This window comes from bacterium (genome assembly GCA_022616075.1).
In the GTDB taxonomy this organism is placed as follows: Bacteria; Acidobacteriota; HRBIN11; order JAKEFK01; family JAKEFK01; genus JAKEFK01.
This window is the reverse complement of sequence record JAKEFK010000334.1, coordinates 1-16,670: the sequence shown is the minus strand read 5'-3', so window position 1 is coordinate 16,670 and position 16,670 is coordinate 1. Positions and strand designations below refer to the sequence as shown.

At 48.1% G+C, this 16,670-nt stretch carries 12 protein-coding genes; 5 read left to right on the top strand and 7 right to left on the bottom strand.

The window, feature by feature from the left end; all coding sequences use genetic code 11:
- The first annotated feature begins 127 nt into the window (after positions 1-127).
- Positions 128-1,681: a DUF4388 domain-containing protein gene (locus L0156_26065; GenBank protein MCI0606465.1), complete on the top strand. Its 1,554-nt coding sequence runs from the start codon at positions 128-130 to the stop codon at positions 1,679-1,681.
- Positions 1,682-1,798: 117 nt separating this feature from the next.
- On the opposite strand, the gene L0156_26060 is transcribed toward L0156_26065, so the two are convergent.
- The 4 genes from L0156_26060 to L0156_26045 form a co-directional block, all read right to left on the bottom strand.
- Positions 1,799-3,115: an EAL domain-containing protein gene (locus L0156_26060; protein ID MCI0606464.1), complete on the bottom strand. Its 1,317-nt coding sequence runs from the start codon at positions 3,113-3,115 to the stop codon at positions 1,799-1,801.
- Between the two features lie 28 nt (positions 3,116-3,143).
- A complete protein-coding gene (locus tag L0156_26055) occupies positions 3,144-3,521 on the bottom strand; it encodes a response regulator (protein MCI0606463.1) in 378 nt (125 codons plus the stop codon).
- A gap of 76 nt (positions 3,522-3,597) precedes the next feature.
- Positions 3,598-5,913, bottom strand: coding sequence for a response regulator (locus tag L0156_26050; GenBank protein MCI0606462.1), 2,316 nt, complete (start codon positions 5,911-5,913; stop codon positions 3,598-3,600).
- Positions 5,914-6,117: 204 nt separating this feature from the next.
- Complete coding sequence (locus tag L0156_26045) at positions 6,118-6,795, bottom strand: hypothetical protein (GenBank protein MCI0606461.1); 678 nt, start codon at positions 6,793-6,795, stop codon at positions 6,118-6,120.
- Positions 6,796-6,956: 161 nt separating this feature from the next.
- Between L0156_26045 and L0156_26040 the strand changes: the two genes are divergently transcribed.
- From L0156_26040 to L0156_26025, 4 genes are all read left to right on the top strand, one after another.
- Complete coding sequence (locus L0156_26040) at positions 6,957-7,610, top strand: MotA/TolQ/ExbB proton channel family protein (protein ID MCI0606460.1); 654 nt, start codon at positions 6,957-6,959, stop codon at positions 7,608-7,610.
- Positions 7,597-8,004 (top strand): biopolymer transporter ExbD, encoded by a 408-nt coding sequence (locus tag L0156_26035; protein ID MCI0606459.1) that lies wholly within the window; start codon positions 7,597-7,599, stop codon positions 8,002-8,004. Before L0156_26040 ends, L0156_26035 begins: the two co-directional genes overlap by 14 nt.
- Entirely contained in the window at positions 8,001-8,852 is an 852-nt protein-coding gene (locus tag L0156_26030; protein MCI0606458.1) for a TonB C-terminal domain-containing protein, read from the top strand. Before L0156_26035 ends, L0156_26030 begins: the two co-directional genes overlap by 4 nt.
- 190 nt (positions 8,853-9,042) lie before the next feature.
- Positions 9,043-11,640, top strand: coding sequence for a GAF domain-containing protein (locus L0156_26025; GenBank protein ID MCI0606457.1), 2,598 nt, complete (start codon positions 9,043-9,045; stop codon positions 11,638-11,640).
- A 43-nt stretch (positions 11,641-11,683) separates the two neighbouring features.
- Here L0156_26025 and L0156_26020 read toward each other — a convergent pair whose 3' ends face one another.
- From L0156_26020 to L0156_26010, 3 genes are all read right to left on the bottom strand, one after another.
- Complete coding sequence (locus L0156_26020) at positions 11,684-14,017, bottom strand: AAA family ATPase (protein ID MCI0606456.1); 2,334 nt, start codon at positions 14,015-14,017, stop codon at positions 11,684-11,686.
- A 104-nt stretch (positions 14,018-14,121) separates the two neighbouring features.
- Positions 14,122-15,108 carry a D-2-hydroxyacid dehydrogenase gene (locus L0156_26015; GenBank protein ID MCI0606455.1) on the bottom strand — a complete coding sequence of 329 codons (987 nt, stop codon included), beginning with the start codon at positions 15,106-15,108 and terminating at the stop codon, positions 14,122-14,124.
- Positions 15,105-16,580 (bottom strand): UDP-N-acetylmuramoyl-L-alanyl-D-glutamate--2,6-diaminopimelate ligase, encoded by a 1,476-nt coding sequence (locus L0156_26010; protein MCI0606454.1) that lies wholly within the window; start codon positions 16,578-16,580, stop codon positions 15,105-15,107. Before L0156_26010 ends, L0156_26015 begins: the two co-directional genes overlap by 4 nt.
- Positions 16,581-16,670: the final 90 nt, after the last annotated feature.

Below are 16,670 nucleotides of genomic sequence, written 5' to 3'. Positions count from 1 at the left end.
TAGTATCAATTCATCCCTGTGGAATTATGCCATTGTAAATTCTTGTTCTTTCCAATGGATTCCTTTACAATCAAAAGGAAGCGCGGATCTATTCTCCGCCCACGCAAAAATATTTGTTTTTCTTCTCATGCAAGGCAACCTCGAGAGTACCAACCTGGCGGAAATTCTGCTTGATCTTTTCCTTGCCAAAAAGAGTGGAATACTGCGACTCTCACGCAATGAAGTAAAGAAGAGCGTTTATTTTTTGGATGGCGCGGTGGTCTTTGCGCACTCAAACCAGAAACATGACCGGCTGGGTGAAACGTTACTGCGTCTCGGCAAGATCGCTCAAGAGGAATTCGACCTTGCTTCACGCGAAGTAATCGAAAAGGGGAAGAGACTCGGTCAGGCTTTGAGCGAGCTTGGATTCATCTCGGCGCAAGAAGTCAATTCATCCGTTCATTATCAGCTGCAGCAAATTCTCTACTCTCTGTTTGATTGGGATTCCGGAGAATATGAATTTGTCGAACGGGAACGGCCTGTCTTCGAAGACATCATGATCGACGTTTCCACTCCCAGCTTGATAGTGGAGGGAATCCGAAATATCAGCAATCCTGTTGTCCTGGAAAGAGGTTACCAAAAGAATGAAGAACAGGTTCTGTTTCTGAATAACGGTGTTCCACGGCTTACCCGGACGGATTTTGATTTTCAAGAAGAGACAATCCTGGCTTGCGTGGACGGCAACAAAACCATTGCAGCCGTGCGGCAACTGGCTCGATTGTCAGGAATCGAATTTGATCGCGCGCTCTTCTCTCTTGTTTTATGCGGAACGCTACAGTTTCAGGAACAGGACAGACCTTCTCTTGCGCCGGAACAGCAACCCGAAATGGCGGATCAGACGCGCGCACAGTCTTTTACCACACAGCGCATGGAAGAGAGTTCAGGTCCTGAGTCTGAGCGCATGAAAACTTTATCGGAAGATGAGCTACGCCAGTTGGTTTTATTAACTCGCACCAGGTTTCAGGAAGCCACAGACGAAGAAGTATTACACGTCCTTCCGGATTGCACACTCCAGGAAGTCAACGAGGCCTATGAAAGCCTTCGCTCGCAATTTCACGCCCCTTACCATTCACCGGACCGGTTCCTGGAATTGAAGGAACCATTGAAGGCAATTCTTGATCGCATCACTCAGGCACATGGCAATCTTGTTGCAAAAGTTGCTTCCCAGATGCCTTTGAGTGAAACGCCCCTGGAATCCCTTGTTGCTCCTCTTCCCCCGGTTCCTCTATCCCCTAAAGATTCGATGCCTCAGAGAAGCGAATCGGAAAAGCCTCTGGTGACTCCAGCTGGAGAAGAACAAAAAGTGAGAATACAACCGGAGAAGGAGTCTATTTCCGAGCTGCAGGAGCAACTGCAAAGAGAACCGGGGAACACGATGTTGCTCAGGAAGCTCGGAAAAAGATTTTATGAGACCGGAAAGCCTCAAGAAGGAGAAAAACATTTTCTAAAAGCTTTGGAGCTGGAGCCTCAAAGCGTAGAAAATCACTTTGCCCTGGTGGAGTTTTACCAATCGATGGGCTTGAATATCAAAGCTTTCAAACACTTGAACATCATCTTGCAGCTACAGCCCAACAATGAACGCGCGATGGAAATGTTGCATCTCAAGAAAAGCAAGAAACCACTCTACGAAATCGAACACTAATAGCCGGTAGTTGCAGAGCATTTGCCATTCCTGATATCACGTTTCATTTTTTGACGCAGGGTCTTCTAGTCGCGAGGCCGTTTCGGTTGCGTGGCAAATGCTCTGCCACTACGACTCTTACAGGATGGCCGAAACGTGCGGGGGTTGAATCGAAGGGGAAGCAAAGTAGTAGCCCTGACCGAGTTGGACGCCCAAGGATCTTAAAACTTCGTACTCTTCTTTCTCTTCGATTCCTTCAGCAATCACCGATGCATTAATTTTTGAGGACAGCGAAACCAGGGTTTCCAGCAAGCCCTTCTTAATCAAATTCTCCTGAATATTGCGCACAAGAGAGACATCAAATTTCAAGTAATCCGGTTCCAGCTCAGCAATTGCCTGTAAGGAACTGTATCCCGCTCCCATATCATCGATCGCAATTTGAAAACCGTGATTCCTGAATTGCCGGAGCACTTTTTTGAATGCGACCCATTCCTGAATCGCCACACGCTCAGTGATTTCCAGGACGATTCCATCCTGCTGCAATCCCAGTTCAGAAACGTATTCTGCCAGCTGATCCGCCGTAAAATCCTTGTCCTGAAGCGCCTTGGCGGAGGAATTCAGAAACAGTTTGTGAGAAATGTTTAAGGACTGTGCGGCGCGCAACGCGTTCTTGCGGCACAGACGTTCCAGATCAAGCAACATGTTTGTGCTTTCAGCAAAAGTGAAAAGGATTTCGGTGCCTTCAAACCCGCTGTCTTCAGGTCCGCGGCTCAACGCCTCGTAACCGAGAACCCTGAGGTTGTCCAGAAAAACTATGGGTTGAAACAGGATTAAAATGGAGTTCTGTGAAATGATTTTTTGCAGCGCGATGTGCCTGCGAATCATTTCATGCTCTACTTCTCGACCACTGACTTCTCTCGCTGTCGCTAAAGCGCGCTGAATCGAACGCTCGATGCGGATTGTCGGATCCCGAAGCACGCTAGCATAGCCGGTATGAACCTTCACATTCGAATGCCAACGTTGATTGCTGAAGCGCTCCAGTTTGCGCTTGATCGAGTTCCTCATTTTTTCACTGACTACCTCGAGCGCAGATTCATTCCACGGACGGTCGGCAGGCGGATTCAAGAATAAGATGAATTCATCTCCACGAATATGGGAAATGGCGATGAGATCCTTCTCGTGCAACAGCTCATTTCTGGATTCTTCGAGAATTTCCGACACATGGCGAAGCACTTCATCGTACTTTTGCCAGCCGTACGTTGCTTCAAAATTTTTCTGTCTGCCGAAATCAATCAGCATGAGGCCGATGGTGCCGTGTTCTTCCACCATCTTTCGAGCGTCATCAAAAACGATGGAGAGAGTTGGAAGATTCGTATTCTTATCGTAAAGATTGCTTTTGTATCGCAGCCATTCGGCGCGAAGAACAAAATAATCCGTTTTCGAATCGCCAGGCATACCGTTTTTCCCGTTTTGCCTTGTCGAGCTATTTTCTTACTTGAGCAAGGATGATTTCCAGCTTATCAAGCAACTCTTTCGTCGCGAAGGGCTTGCAAATGTAGTCAATTGCTCCTTCCTGCAATCCTTGAATTTTGTCTTTCATTTCAGTGCGGGCAGTCAACATTGCAACGGGTATATGTGTCACTTCCTCGTCGGCTTTGAGCAGTTTCAGTACTTCCCAACCGTCCATTTCGGGCATCATGATGTCGAGTAGAATGAGCTCGGGACGGTGCATTTGTGCTGCAGCCAGTGCGTCTGTTCCGGAAGTTGCTTTGATGACAGAATATCCCTGTTCTTCCAGGATTAGCTCAAGGAAGTCCAGAATATCTTCTTCGTCATCCACTAAGAGAATCTTCTTCCCCATTGATGACAATCCGCCTGTGAGCGAATTATAACATACTCAATGTAAGTGATAGACCGGATGAGGAAGATAGGCCGGATCAACTCACGCGGGTTTGTTGAATAACTCTTTTAATCTCGGAGATGAGGGCCTTAACTTCAAAAGGTTTGGTCAAATAATGTTTGATTCCCATCCGGTAACCCCTTTGTTTATCCGCTTCCGTAGAAACCGCGCTTAGGACAACGACAGGGATGGAGGCCGTTCCTTCTCCTTGTTTCAATTGCTCCATCACATCCCATCCGGTGATTTCGGGCATCATGATATCCAGAAGAATCAGATCCGGATTGCTCTGGATTGCTTTTTCAATCGCTTCTTTTCCATTGTGTGCTTCAATGGTTATGAACCCTTCCTCTGTTAAACGCTCCCGCAACAAATTCAACGTATCCTCTTCATCATCCACAATCAGGATCGTTTTTGGCTGGCTCGGTCTTAAGAGGACTTTGTTTAAGGTCGCTTTCAACAAAGTTCGGCCAATTGGTTTCACGAGATATTCAGCCGCTCCCAGTTCCAGGCCTTTGAGCTTTTCTTTTATGATGGACAAGATGACTACGGGAATTCCCGCTGTCTCGGAGTCCGATTTCAGTGATTCGAGTAACAGAAACCCGTTCTGATCGGGAAGGAGTACGTCCAGCAGGATCGCATCGGGATGAAGTTTGCGCGCAAGGAGTAATCCGTTTGAGGCCGTTTCCGCAGTGATGACACGAAAGCCTTCCTCTTCGAGATACATTCTGAAGAGTCGCAAAATGTCAAGGTCATCATCCACAATTTCTACAAGATAATTTCCGGGTGACTGGATCGTTTCATCACCTTCAAGCCCTGTTTCGTCAAGACCAGACAAAGTCACAGTAAAAGTGGTTCCTTTGCCCAGTTCGCTGTTTACTGAAATCGTTCCTCTATGTGCCTCAATAATGGATCGCGCAATTGCAAGACCGAGCCCCATGCCGCCATATTTGCGTTTGCTGGTTGCGTCTACTTGATAAAAACGGTCGAAAATTCGGGGCAATGCCTGTTGTGGGATTCCAACTCCCGTATCGGAAACATAAATGCGCACCGACACCTTGCCGTCCTGGTTGAATGTGTTGGCGCGCATCGTGATCCGGCCCCCATTTTCCGTAAACTTGATTGCGTTGATCGTTAGATTTTCCAGCACCTGATAAATCTTTTCTTTGTCTCCCACCACCAGCGGAAGATCGTCCGGAATCTCAATTTGAAAATGCAAGTTCCGCTTTTCCAATTCCGATCCAAGATTTACGACCACCTGTTTGGAAAGAAGCTTCAGATTAAAGGGCTTCACCACAAGAACCATCTTCTCGGCATCCATGAGCGAGTAATCAAGAAGCGCGTTGATGAGTTTGGAGAGACGATCCAGATTCTTTTGAACAACAAGCAGACCCTTTTGTTGTTTTTGCGTCACTCCCCCGAGCTTTCCTTCCAGGATGTATTCCGTGTAGCCCTTGATGGAGGTGAGCGGCGTTCGGAGCTCGTGCGAGACATTCGCGAGAAGGTCCGATTTAACGCGGTCGAGTTCCTTCAGCTCTTCGTTTAAGTCCGCCAGTGTCCGGTTATTTTCTTCCAGCTGTTTGATGTTTTCCTGAATCTTCGAAGTCATTAGATTGAAGGTATTAGCAAGCAATTCAACTTCGTTGTCCGAGCCCTCGATCTCCTTCTGAGACACGCCGCCGCGAATCATGCTGGTGGCTTTTTCGGTGAGTTGATCGAGTGGCTTTGTGATGCGCCCGATGAACATCCAGGCAAGAAGACTGGTGAAAAGCATGCTGAGAAGAGTCAGTCCGATGACCTGATAGATCATCATTCGCATCTGCGGTTTCAATGTGTTGTACGTGAATCGCAGGATCACGGACAATTTATGACGACCCCATTCTTCGATATAAGGTGAAACAATTTCAAGCATGCGATCCCCGTGTTCGTCATTGATCCTTCGCTGAGTTAATTCGAGTTTTCTGATTGCATCCAGATAGTAACTGTCCGTGATGACATTACGAGGCAGATCGGGGCGGGGTATGAAATGACTTTTCTGCAGGTCGTCGGAATCAAACAGAATATTTCCATTTACGTCGACGATTTGAACTTCAATAATCTCCGCTTCCGAGGAAAGAAGGCTGCTGAGTAATTCACGAAATTTGAAATACCCCGAGTAGAAGTAGGTTTCATAGCCGTCGCAGATCGGTTTTACGGCTAGTTTGGCGAAAGAATAAGCGCGGCGCTCGACGTCATTTTGGAATTCCCGGTACTTGAAATAGATCAGCAGGAGCGCATTGAACAAGAGAACGACGGCTATGAACAGTGTAAAGATCGCAGCATAGCGGATCTTCAGGCTCTGCCAGTGTATTCTCATTCAGCCCTGCACGCCGGATTGCGAAGCTGCTTGAACACGAATCTTATTCTACCCCGGCTCCATGTTAACCGCCAAGGCGCCAAGCCGCCAAGAAAAAACTATAAGAAATAAATACTTGGCGTTCTTGGCGTCTTGGCGGTTATAAAAAAGGCCCCGTGCGAGATCGCACGGGGCTGAGTGGCAGTGTGTATGATGTGAGAGTGCTTAGAACCAGAAAGAAACGCCTGCTGAATAGGTGATTGTCGAAAGATCAATCGGCTCGAAAGCCGGATCAAATCCTTCGGGATCGAGGTCCCCTTCGGCCTTAATCCACTTTACTTCTCCTGTGATGGTTGCGGACCGTGAGATTGGGAACTGTAGCCCGCCATGAATGTTGAAACCAAAATCGGCGCCGTCGGAAAAAGCACTTCCGGTGATAATGCTGGGGTCGTCTAAACGATCGATAACGAAATCGCCGATTTCTTCGTATTCCCAAACATAGACACCGGCGCCGGCGCCAACATAGGGAATAACAGCCATTTCACGTCCGATGGGGAGGACCCTAACGTTTGCTTCGATGGGAATGATTCGCAGCCGGATATTCCTGAAGATGGGATCACCATTCGTAAATTCAAATTCCCGGTCACGGACGGTCGTGTCCCCTTCATAAAACGATATCGACCCACCAATATTCACAAACTCGCCTATGAAGTGATCGTAACCAAATGTTCCACCCAGAGCGTTCAGGTCATCGGGGTCAAAAGTTGTTTCAATCCTGTTCTGTTCATAAACATCGCTCTCACCTTCTGGATTGACGTATGAGGCAAGGACGTAGAGGGAATCAGAATGGGCAGGAATTGTAATGAACACCGCAATGATCATCAACAGTAAAGACTTCTTCATTTGAATTTTTCCTCCAAAAAAGCAATTTAGGCCAGCAAATGCCATACCACAAATGTACTGAGGATGGAGTCTGATTAAAGAGGAGCCTTTGGGTGTCAGTTGTCCACTAAAATTTTGAGACTGATTGTCAGCCATCGACAAAAATCAGATACTAATGGCATATGAATATCACTGAGATTCTGAAGAATCTGGCATTAGTCGGCGGCGAATGGATTCTCTATCTCCTGATTTTGAGCAGTGTTCTGTCCGTAGCCGTGATGATTTACAAGGCCTTGTATTTCTATAGAAATCAGGTTTCCTGGGACGCCTTTGTCGAGATGCTAACGGCGTTCATGAACAAGGATGACATTGAAGCTGCAACGTCCTACGTTCAGCGAATTTCCACACCGGCAGCAAGGTTGCTTCTAACAGGTTTCCAAAACATCGATAAAGGGGCGGAAGCGGTAGAAGAGATCTTGATCGGGAAGCGCATTTCCGAGAAGTTCAGAATGGAAAGCAAACTCGTCATTCTGGGAACGCTGGGAAATAATGCTCCTTTTATCGGATTGTTTGGCACCGTTCTTGGGATCATTAAAGCGTTTCATGACCTTGCCACGTCGCAAAGCCCGAATCCATCAGTTGTCATGACCGGAGTTTCGGAAGCGCTTGTTGCCACGGCGGTCGGCCTGCTGGTCGCAATCCCTGCCGTGATTGCCTACAACTATTTCCAGAGACGAGTGAAAGAGTTTGTCACCCAAATGGAGGCGGCATCCAAGATTTTACTTGTTTATCTGAAGAGCGAAGACCGGAAGAATTCAAGCCATGCAAGAATTTGATCTTGAAGAAGATGCAATAACAGGAATCAACGTCACTCCGTTGGTCGACATTACTTTGGTTCTTTTGATCATTTTCATGGTGACCGCTCGCTTTATTTCGGAGCCTTCCATCGGGGTGAGCTTACCGAAAAGCTCTTCCTCTTCTTCGGGAGAGGTTTCCGAAAAGAATGTTTTCCTGACGATAGATCAGGCGCATCAAATTTATTTAAACAACTCTCTCGTTACTCAAGACAAGCTTGGTGAGAGCATTCGTCAACTACTCGCGAAACGGCCGGACCTGAATCTGATCGTTCGCGCGGACAAGAACATTTCGCATGGAGAAGTCATTTCGATCCTTGATGAAGTGAGAAGTCAGGGCGTTACTGAATTCGGAATAGCCGTTGAAGGAAAATGAAAAAGGAGTTTCCGTTTGGTTGGGCGCTTTTCGTGGCACTTCTCGTGCATACTTTTCTCGGAATCTTCCTAAAGCAGAATCCACTTTTGATCGCTGCGACCGCTCCTTCTCCCGTTTCTCGTGCGCCTATGAAAATGCATTTCGTTGAATCACCGCCTGATGCGAAGGTCGCGCCCGTGAAACCGAACACAAGCAACCTTTCTGATGCAGATCGCAAAGCGGGCCCACTGAAAAAGTCAGAGAAACTTGAAACGAAAAGCACACAGTATGCGAAGCCCGCGCAGCGGCAAAAGAGTGAATCCAATGACACGGAAAGGATGGGATCGAAACGTGCCGAGCTTTCTTCACTTCCTGCGATCGAACAACCATCACTCCCACGAACCGGGCAACCGGGCGATTATCGAATTCCTTCCAACACAGATCCGAAAAAACTTTCAGAATCATTGGAGAATCTTGATCAATTTATCGGATCCTGGTCTGGTTCCGATTCCAGAGGAGATTTACCCAGTGGAGATTCAGGATCCGGAGTGTTTTTTGATACTCAGGGTTTTGATCTTGGACCATGGGCCAACCGCGTTGTCGCAATGGTTCGCAGCAATTGGATTGTTCCAGTGGCTGCAGAACTTGGAGTGAAAGGAATTGTTGGCGTATCTTTTCAAGTGGAACGTACCGGTAGAATCATCAATATCAGAGTAATCAGTCCTTCAGGAACCCCCTCCTTTGATCAGGCTGCGGTAAACGCGTTGAAAACCTCGAATCCATTTCCGGCGTTGCCTGCCGATTTCCCGCGTCCAATCCTCCCCGGCGTCTTCCGTTTCTATTACAACCTTCCCGTACCAGGCAAATAATCGTGGATCATAATCGTAATCGTGATCGCCATCTTTAATCATAATCGTCAATCTCCTTTCGAATAAGGGTTACGATTAAAGATCACGATTGCGATCACGACTACGATCACGATCACGATTCGCGATTGTGATAGAATCCACGGAAACGGGGGGGCGACTGTTGCCGCGTAAACATTCCTGGCGCCAAAATTTGAAGGATCTGGTTGCACTTACAGAAACCATGATCAGCTCGTCTGATCCTGGGGAGCTTTACCAGCAATTAACAGAACGAATCGCTCAAATTACCGGCGCCCGTGCTTGCCTGATTGCGTTGTACGACAGGAACCGCAAACGCTTCCTGACTCAAAAACCTCATTACGGTATCAAAGAAAAACACAGCATTCCCATGGAGTACCAGGTCACACTCGAATATCATCGCTTGTGGAATTTCAGAAAACAGGGAGTCCTCCTCTCCAACAATCCTCAGAATGATCCACGCGTTTTCCCGGGTTTCGTCAAAAACTATTTCATAAAATCGGTCATTATTGCTCCCATGATTGTGCAGCAACAACTGCTCGGAATCATTGCAATCCTGAATAAGCGAAACGGATTTACTGAATTCGATTCCTATCTGGGTTCGATCGTTGCTTACCAGACGGGGATTATTCTCACCAACGCGCTCTTGATCAGCGAGGAAAAACGCCGCACGGAGCAGATTCGGGTGTTGAATGAGGCGGCCCGCCAGACGACTGCAAATCTGTCCGTGGAAGACCTTGTTCAGAATGCAATCATTGCGATTCAAAAGACCTTGCGTCTGACGGAAGTGGGTATCTATCTACCGGCGGAAAATGACAACATCCTGGAATTGAAAGCATCCTCCGGACCCTATCATCGCTTGATTCATGAGCAAGGATACATCCAGTCCATTGAAGTAGGATTCATCGGATATTCATTTAGAGAAAAGAAAACCATTTACTCAAATGATTGCAGAAATCATCCGTACTTCATGCAGCACCCGATGATTCCTGCAAATTCCGAAGCATGCATCCCGGTTGCACGGGAAGGAAAAGTGCTTGCGATCATAAACGTTGAGAGCACGGAGTACGGCGCCTTTGCACCGGGCGATATCGTGATGCTTGAAACGCTGGCTGATCAACTTGCAACCGCCTTCCACAATGCGATTGCATATGCAAACGAACGGAAACATAACGAGCAAATGCAGTTGCTCAGTGAATTGATCAGCGAGCTTGCTTCGATTCTGGATTCCGCGCAAATCGTGAAGACCGTTGTGGAACGCATCAAGCAACGATTTCACTATTACTTTGTTACTTTCGCCTGGGCCGATCAAGAAGAAAGAGTCCTGAAGGACTGGTACTTCCTTCCAAAGTTTGACAAGGATGTGCCCAGTATTCCTTTCGAAAAGGGGCTCACCGGAAGGGCCGTTCGTTCAGGAAAAGCGGTGCTGGTGAATAACACAGCGGAAGATCCGGATTACGTGACCGTCTTTGAGGAGGTTCGCAGCGAAGTTGTGATGCCGGTAAAGATTGCAGATACGGTCGTTGCCATCATTGATTTGCAAAGCGATAGGCTGAATGCGTTTGATGATTCCGATTTGCTGATTCTGGAGACTCTCGCGCACGCAGTCAGCACGGCGCTTCAGAATGCCGCATCCTATCAAAGAATGGAACGGATCAATGAAAAACTTGCCCAGATAGCTCAGCAAAAGGATGAAATTGTTCAGATCGTGGCTCACGATTTCCGCTCCCCTTTAACTGTGATTCGCGGCTACATGGATTTTCTGTTGAAGAAAGCCGACTGGAAAGATGAACGCCAGAAGGAGATTATGGAAACGGTTTCGCTGCAAGCGCTTCGCCTGCAAAAACTTGCTGAAGCAACGTTGAAAGCGTCCCGTCTGGACAGCGGCGAAATCTCTTTCAGCTATGAAAAGCTGGATCTGCAATTTTTTCTTCGGCGCTTGATCCTTCCTTGGAGCGAGAAACACGAATTTAAACTGGAGACACCCTCCGATTTGCCGTTGATTCGCGCCGACGCAGGCAGGATGCAGGAAGTTATGGAAAATCTCCTGAGCAATGCCATTAATTATTCACCGGATGGAGGTACGATCGAAGTGTCTGTGCGAGCCATTCCGGCAGCAGAATTGCCTGTTGGATTTGTTCCTGAAGAAGGTCCACAACGCTATCTCATGGTCTCTGTAGCGGATGAAGGAATTGGAATTCCCGCCGCAAAGAAACAGTTGCTTTTTCAGAGATTTTCCAGAGTTCACGATAACAAAAGGATTGAAGGGATCGGATTGGGCCTTTACATCGCAAAGAAAATGATAGAGACGCACGGAGGAAGAATCTGGTTCGAAGACAGGGAAAAGGGCGCGAAGTTCTGTTTTGTTATACCTGCGCTTGAGCAAGAGGCAGCGGTCGAGAACATTTTAATCGTGGATGACGATATCCATACCATTCGCTTGTTACACCGCGCACTGTCCGGTCTCGGTTTCGATATTGTTACCGCTACAGATGGCAGGGAAGCGCTCGACAAGCTCTACCGGTTCAGCCCGCAGCTGGTGATTCTTGACGTCACGATGCCTGTTCTCGGCGGACTGGAATTCATAGAACGAATGAAGGGCAATGAGGAAACGAAGCACACTCGCGTCATTGTGTTCACGGGCAAGACCGACTTTTGTTTGCCGACTGAATACAGTTCTATTCCGGTGATTTCCAAAAACGCCGGAATACAAGCTTTGAAAGCTGAAATGAACAAAATTCTTAACGCAGAGGCGCAGAGACGCAGAGGATAAAAATATTTTTTCTTTGCGCCCTCTGCGCCTCTGCGCCTCTGCGTTAAGTTTTGGCCTCTTTTTCATGGGCGAACTTTTGTAGCTTCTGAACAATTTTGCTGAAGATTGCATCAGAAGCAAGACCGGTAACAACTTCAATTGCTTCTTCGATGTTCTTAACGGCATAAATATGAAACGTCCCGTTTGCAACCGCTTCAATGACTTCCGGTTTGAGCATCAGATTGCGGCAATTCTGGTGTGGAATGATCACACCTTGAGTGCCGGTTAACATGCGGGATTTACACAAATCAAAGAATCCTTCTACTTTGTAGTTCACCGCGCCGATCGGCTGAAATTCACCCTTCTGATTAATCGACCCCGTAACTGCAATCCCCTGATCTACGGGCGCATCGGCGAGCGAGGAAAGCAATGCAAGCAATTCCGTCGAGCTTGCGCTGTCGCCGTCAATTCTTTCGTACGACTGTTCAAAGCATACCGAAGCGCAGATGCTCAACGGTTTTGCTTCGGCGAATTTTTCAGCCAGGTAACCGCTGAGAATCAATAATCCCTTGTCATGAGTCCTACCGGACAACTTGGCTTCCCTCTCAATATTGACAACGCCCGACTTGCCGGCAAATGTGTTGGCTGTAATACGCGTCGGCTTCCCAAAAACAAAATCGCCCAGATTGTATACTGCGAGACCATTGATCTGGCCTGTAACAAAGCCCTTCGTATCCACCAGGATCGTGCCCTTTTCCAGATGTTCCTGGTACTTTTTCGAGGTCAGATCCACGCGATGAAGTTTCTGGTTTAGCGCATTTAAAACGTGTTCAGAGGACACGCTCTCTTTCCCGCAATCCTTCGCCCAGAAATGAGATTCGCGGATGATATCCGTAATGGCGGAGAATTGCGATGTCAGTTTTTCCTGATTCTCAACGGAACGCGATCCATACTCCACAATTGCAGAAATCGCGCTTCTTTCGAATGGCAAAAGATTTTCTGTTTCCGTAACCTGGCGGATGAAGGAAGCATACTGCACTTCATTTTCTGCTGTGCGCTCCATTTCAAAATCGAAATCCACTTTGACTTTGAACATCTCAACAAAATCTTCGTCCATTCCGTGAAGTAAGCGGTACACGAAATGATCTCCCGTCATGATGACCTTCACATTTACCGGGATCGGTTCCGGCCGGATCACTGCAGTGGGAAACAAGCTGAGGTCATGCATCATGTCTTCAATTTGCACGCGGGAGTTCAAGATGCTTCTTTTCAAACCGTCCCATGCGAAAGGCGCTTTCAAAACATCCTTCGCCTGTAAAACCAGATAACCACCGTTCGCGCGCAAGAAAGAGCCTGCCTCTACAAGCGTGAAATCCGTAACCATCGCGCCCAGCGTTACCCTGCGTTCTAACTTTCCGAAAAGGTTCTGGTACGTAGGATGAAGTTCTACGATGACGGGCGCGCCCTGTAGCGCAGAATTGTCAACAAGCACGTTCACGTGATAGCGGGTCAGTGATTTGGACTGATCCGGCAATTCCAATCCAGCGCGCAGAGGCAGTGGTTTGAAATCGTCCAGATTATCCAGAATATCCTTACGCACCGCAGCCAGATATTCTGATACAGTTGGGATCGTTTCGTACTCTTCCATCAAATCATCTATCAGCCGATCTACAGCGAAGGCTACCGTATTTCGTTCCAGCTCCTGAATCTTTTCGCGGGCGACCCGCGCGAATTTTCGCAACTGCCGGAAAGTTTCACGAACCGATTCATCGACTTTCTCCCGTTTCTGGCGGATCCCTTCCCGCTCCTCACCTGCAAGTTTGTCATATTCTTCCTGGTTCAACGGCTGATCATTCAGAACCGGAATCGTCAGCATGCCGCCTTGCGTTTTCTTGATCATGAATCCAAAACGTGAAGCAAATTGTGACAGCTCACTTAGCAATTCAGCTTCACGCTGCTGGAGTTTTTCCTGGATGTCACTTCGAGCTTCTTCAAATTCTTTCCCTTCCAGCAAGCGTGGAACGTTTTCCTGGAAAGACTTCAAAAACTTCTCCATCTGTTTTTTGAACTTCAATGCCATTCCCGGAGCAAAACGGATCGCTCTGGGTTTATTTGGTTCACTGAAGTTGTAAACGAGACACCAATCATCCGGCACCGGCTTTGAGGCGGCGATTTTTCGCACCAGCTGTTCGATGATGGAGCTTTTTCCTGTTCCTCGCGGGCCCGCAAGGAAAATGTTGTAGCCCTTACTTTCGATCGCCAGACCAAACTGCATGGAAGTTTGCGCCCGGTCCTGGCCGATAAAACGTTCCGGCAACGGAGCTTCAGCGGATGTGTTAAAAGGAAAAGTCGAAGGATCGCACGTGCGGCGCAGTTCTTCCGGTTTCAACCGTTTCATGTAGGGAATAGTTTACCAGAACTCCGCAGGCGGGACGCCCGCGCTACTTTGCAGGCGGGACGCCCGCGCTACTTGCAGGCGGGACGCCTATGCTACTACTTTGATTAGTAACCTTCTGCCAGATCCACGATGTTCATCAATGGTTGGCCTGCGATCCAACGGCGGAGATTTTCGGCGAACAATTCCATCATGCGAGGCCAGTGTTCCATCGCGGAAACACCGGAAGTGTGTGGGGTGATGAAAACATTTGGCAGTGAGAATAACTCGGAATCGGGAGGCAGCGGTTCCTGCTCAAACACATCCAGGGCGGCGCCGCGAATTCGATTCTCTTTCAAACAGCGGATTAGCGCCTCATGCCGGATGATTTTGGCGCGCGCAATGTTGATGATCACGCAGGATTTCTTCAACATCTCCAGCTCCACTTCGCCGATGAGACCGTCCGTTCTGGATGTTCTTGGAACAGCGATCACCAGATAATCTGCTTCCGGCAACGGCTTGTGGAAATCTTCCGCTGCATAAACCTGATCCACATTGTCATAGGTTCCTGCCGGATTTCGTTTGCAAGCCAGAACGCGCATGCCAAACGCTTTGCAGAGCCGCGCGGCCTCACTCCCGATTCCACCCAGTCCGAGTACCAGAACTGTCTTTCCGCGAAGTTCACCCGGCAAAGGGGACTCGGTTAGTATTTCCCGCGCTGCGTAATAGTGTTTCTGTTGATATTGCCACGATTCAAGGAACTTGCGCGAAAAAACAAGCATGCATCCAAGCACATGCTCGGCGATCGGCACAGCGTGCAGGCCTCTTGAATTTGAAACGACAATCCCTTTTTGCTGCAGCCCCAGATCGGTCAGTGGATAAACAGAGGCCGCCGGCACGTGGATCCACTTCAACTTCTTAGCAACGTTTACGTCTTTTTTTTGAAGCCTGTATCCGAAATAGATTTCGGCATCCGGTATGGAATCGAAGATTTGTTCTTCGGTTCGCACATGATCAAATTCGATTTCAGGAAAATCGGTGCGCAACCATTGAACCAGTTCGGGAGGTAAACACCAGAATCGATTCCAGTGCTCGCTGTAGAGAAGGACTTTCATAAATGCAGACTGGAAGCCTGGACTGCAGCCAAGAATATCTCTCTTTCATCAAATGGATATTTCTTGTTTCCTATCAATTGATACGTTTCATTTCCTTTGCCCGTAATCACAATCGTATCTCCAGCTTCTGCGATGCTGACAGCGAAGGCAATGGCTTCCGCCCGATCCAGAATCACATGGTAATTGCGATTTCCACTTGCTTCCAACCCAGCCTTTAATTGCTCCGCAATTCTTGCTGGATCTTCATTCTTGGGATTGTCCGATGTCAAGATCACGATATCGCCCAGTTCTCCCGCCACTTTTCCCATTTTTGGCCGTTTACTTTTGTCTTTGCCTCCCCGGCAACCGAAAATGTGAATGATTCGTTTTGAAGTATATAGGCGCAACGTGGGAAGCAACTGCCGAAAAGCGTCATGCGTATGTGCGTAGTCGATTATAATTTTAAAAGCTTGATCAAAATCCACTTCTTCCATTCGCCCCGGAACGTAGGACATGTTTTTTATCCCGGCAAGGATCGCTTTCTCAGGTATGCCATTGATGGAAGCCACGGCAAAAGCTGCACAAATATTGTGAAGATTGTACTGGCCCACCAGAGCAGTTTTGATGCGTTGTTCCTTTGCTTGATAAACGATGGTCATTTCGCTTCCTTTGATCGAAGTGCTCCAATTCTGAATCCGGAAATCGGCGCCTTCTTCAAAGCCGTAACTCACGCCAGGCAAACCTCTGCGATTGCGGATCTCGATCAGTTTCTTTCCGTAGGGATCATCAAAATTGGAAACCGCTTGATTGGTGGTGCAAGTCTGATTGTCAAAAAGCATCATCTTTGCGCGGAAGTAATCATCCATGGTTCTGTGATAGTCGAGGTGCTCGTGTGTGAGATTTGTAAAGACGGCGGTGTCGAAAGTGCATCCTGCAACTCTAAACTGGTCCAGACCCTGAGAAGACACTTCCATCGCGCACGCGCCGCTTCGTTCCTGAACGAGGCGGTTCAACAGTTTCTGCAACTCCGGCGCTTCGGGTGTTGTATGGGTCGCGCTCTTGGAGAAACGTTCGCCGCTGTAGCGGATGGTTCCGATCAAACCGCACGCGACGTTCGCTTCCTTGAACATGGATCGCAGTAGGAAGGCCACGGTCGTCTTGCCGTTCGTTCCAGTTACGCCTATCAATTTCAGTTTGTATGATGGACAGTCATAGAACTGGTTACTGATCAGCGCAAGGGCCAATCGGGGATTTTCTGCGACTATAAGAGGAAGATCTGTTTCGACTTTTTGATTGGAAAGAATGGCGGCAGCGCCTGCTCGTTCTGCTTCCGGCAGGAACTGAAGGCCGTGCGTTTCTATGCCGGGAAGAGCCGCGAAAAGATCCCACTTCTGTACTCGTCTTGAATCCAGGCTAATACCGGAAATCTCCGCATCATCCGGGCCATAGAGCGTGAATTTTTCCAGCGGCGAAACTAAATCCTTCAACTTCATAAAGTCATTGCGTGTTCCGCAGGCGAGACGCCCGCGCTACTTTTCCTAAGCGTGTTCCGCAGGCGAGACGCCCGCGCTACTTTTCCTAAG

Coding starts and splice junctions, on each gene's coding strand:
- L0156_26045 (MCI0606461.1), bottom strand. CDS start 6,795: ATGAAGAAGTCTTTACTGTTGATGATCATTGCGGTGTTCATTACAATT.
- L0156_26060 (MCI0606464.1), bottom strand. CDS start 3,115: ATGCCTGGCGATTCGAAAACGGATTATTTTGTTCTTCGCGCCGAATGG.
- L0156_26040 (MCI0606460.1), top strand. CDS start 6,957: ATGAATATCACTGAGATTCTGAAGAATCTGGCATTAGTCGGCGGCGAA.
- L0156_26010 (MCI0606454.1), bottom strand. CDS start 16,580: ATGAAGTTGAAGGATTTAGTTTCGCCGCTGGAAAAATTCACGCTCTAT.
- L0156_26020 (MCI0606456.1), bottom strand. CDS start 14,017: ATGAAACGGTTGAAACCGGAAGAACTGCGCCGCACGTGCGATCCTTCG.
- L0156_26015 (MCI0606455.1), bottom strand. CDS start 15,108: ATGAAAGTCCTTCTCTACAGCGAGCACTGGAATCGATTCTGGTGTTTA.
- L0156_26030 (MCI0606458.1), top strand. CDS start 8,001: ATGAAAAAGGAGTTTCCGTTTGGTTGGGCGCTTTTCGTGGCACTTCTC.
- L0156_26065 (MCI0606465.1), top strand. CDS start 128: ATGCAAGGCAACCTCGAGAGTACCAACCTGGCGGAAATTCTGCTTGAT.
- L0156_26050 (MCI0606462.1), bottom strand. CDS start 5,913: ATGAGAATACACTGGCAGAGCCTGAAGATCCGCTATGCTGCGATCTTT.
- L0156_26035 (MCI0606459.1), top strand. CDS start 7,597: ATGCAAGAATTTGATCTTGAAGAAGATGCAATAACAGGAATCAACGTC.
- L0156_26055 (MCI0606463.1), bottom strand. CDS start 3,521: ATGGGGAAGAAGATTCTCTTAGTGGATGACGAAGAAGATATTCTGGAC.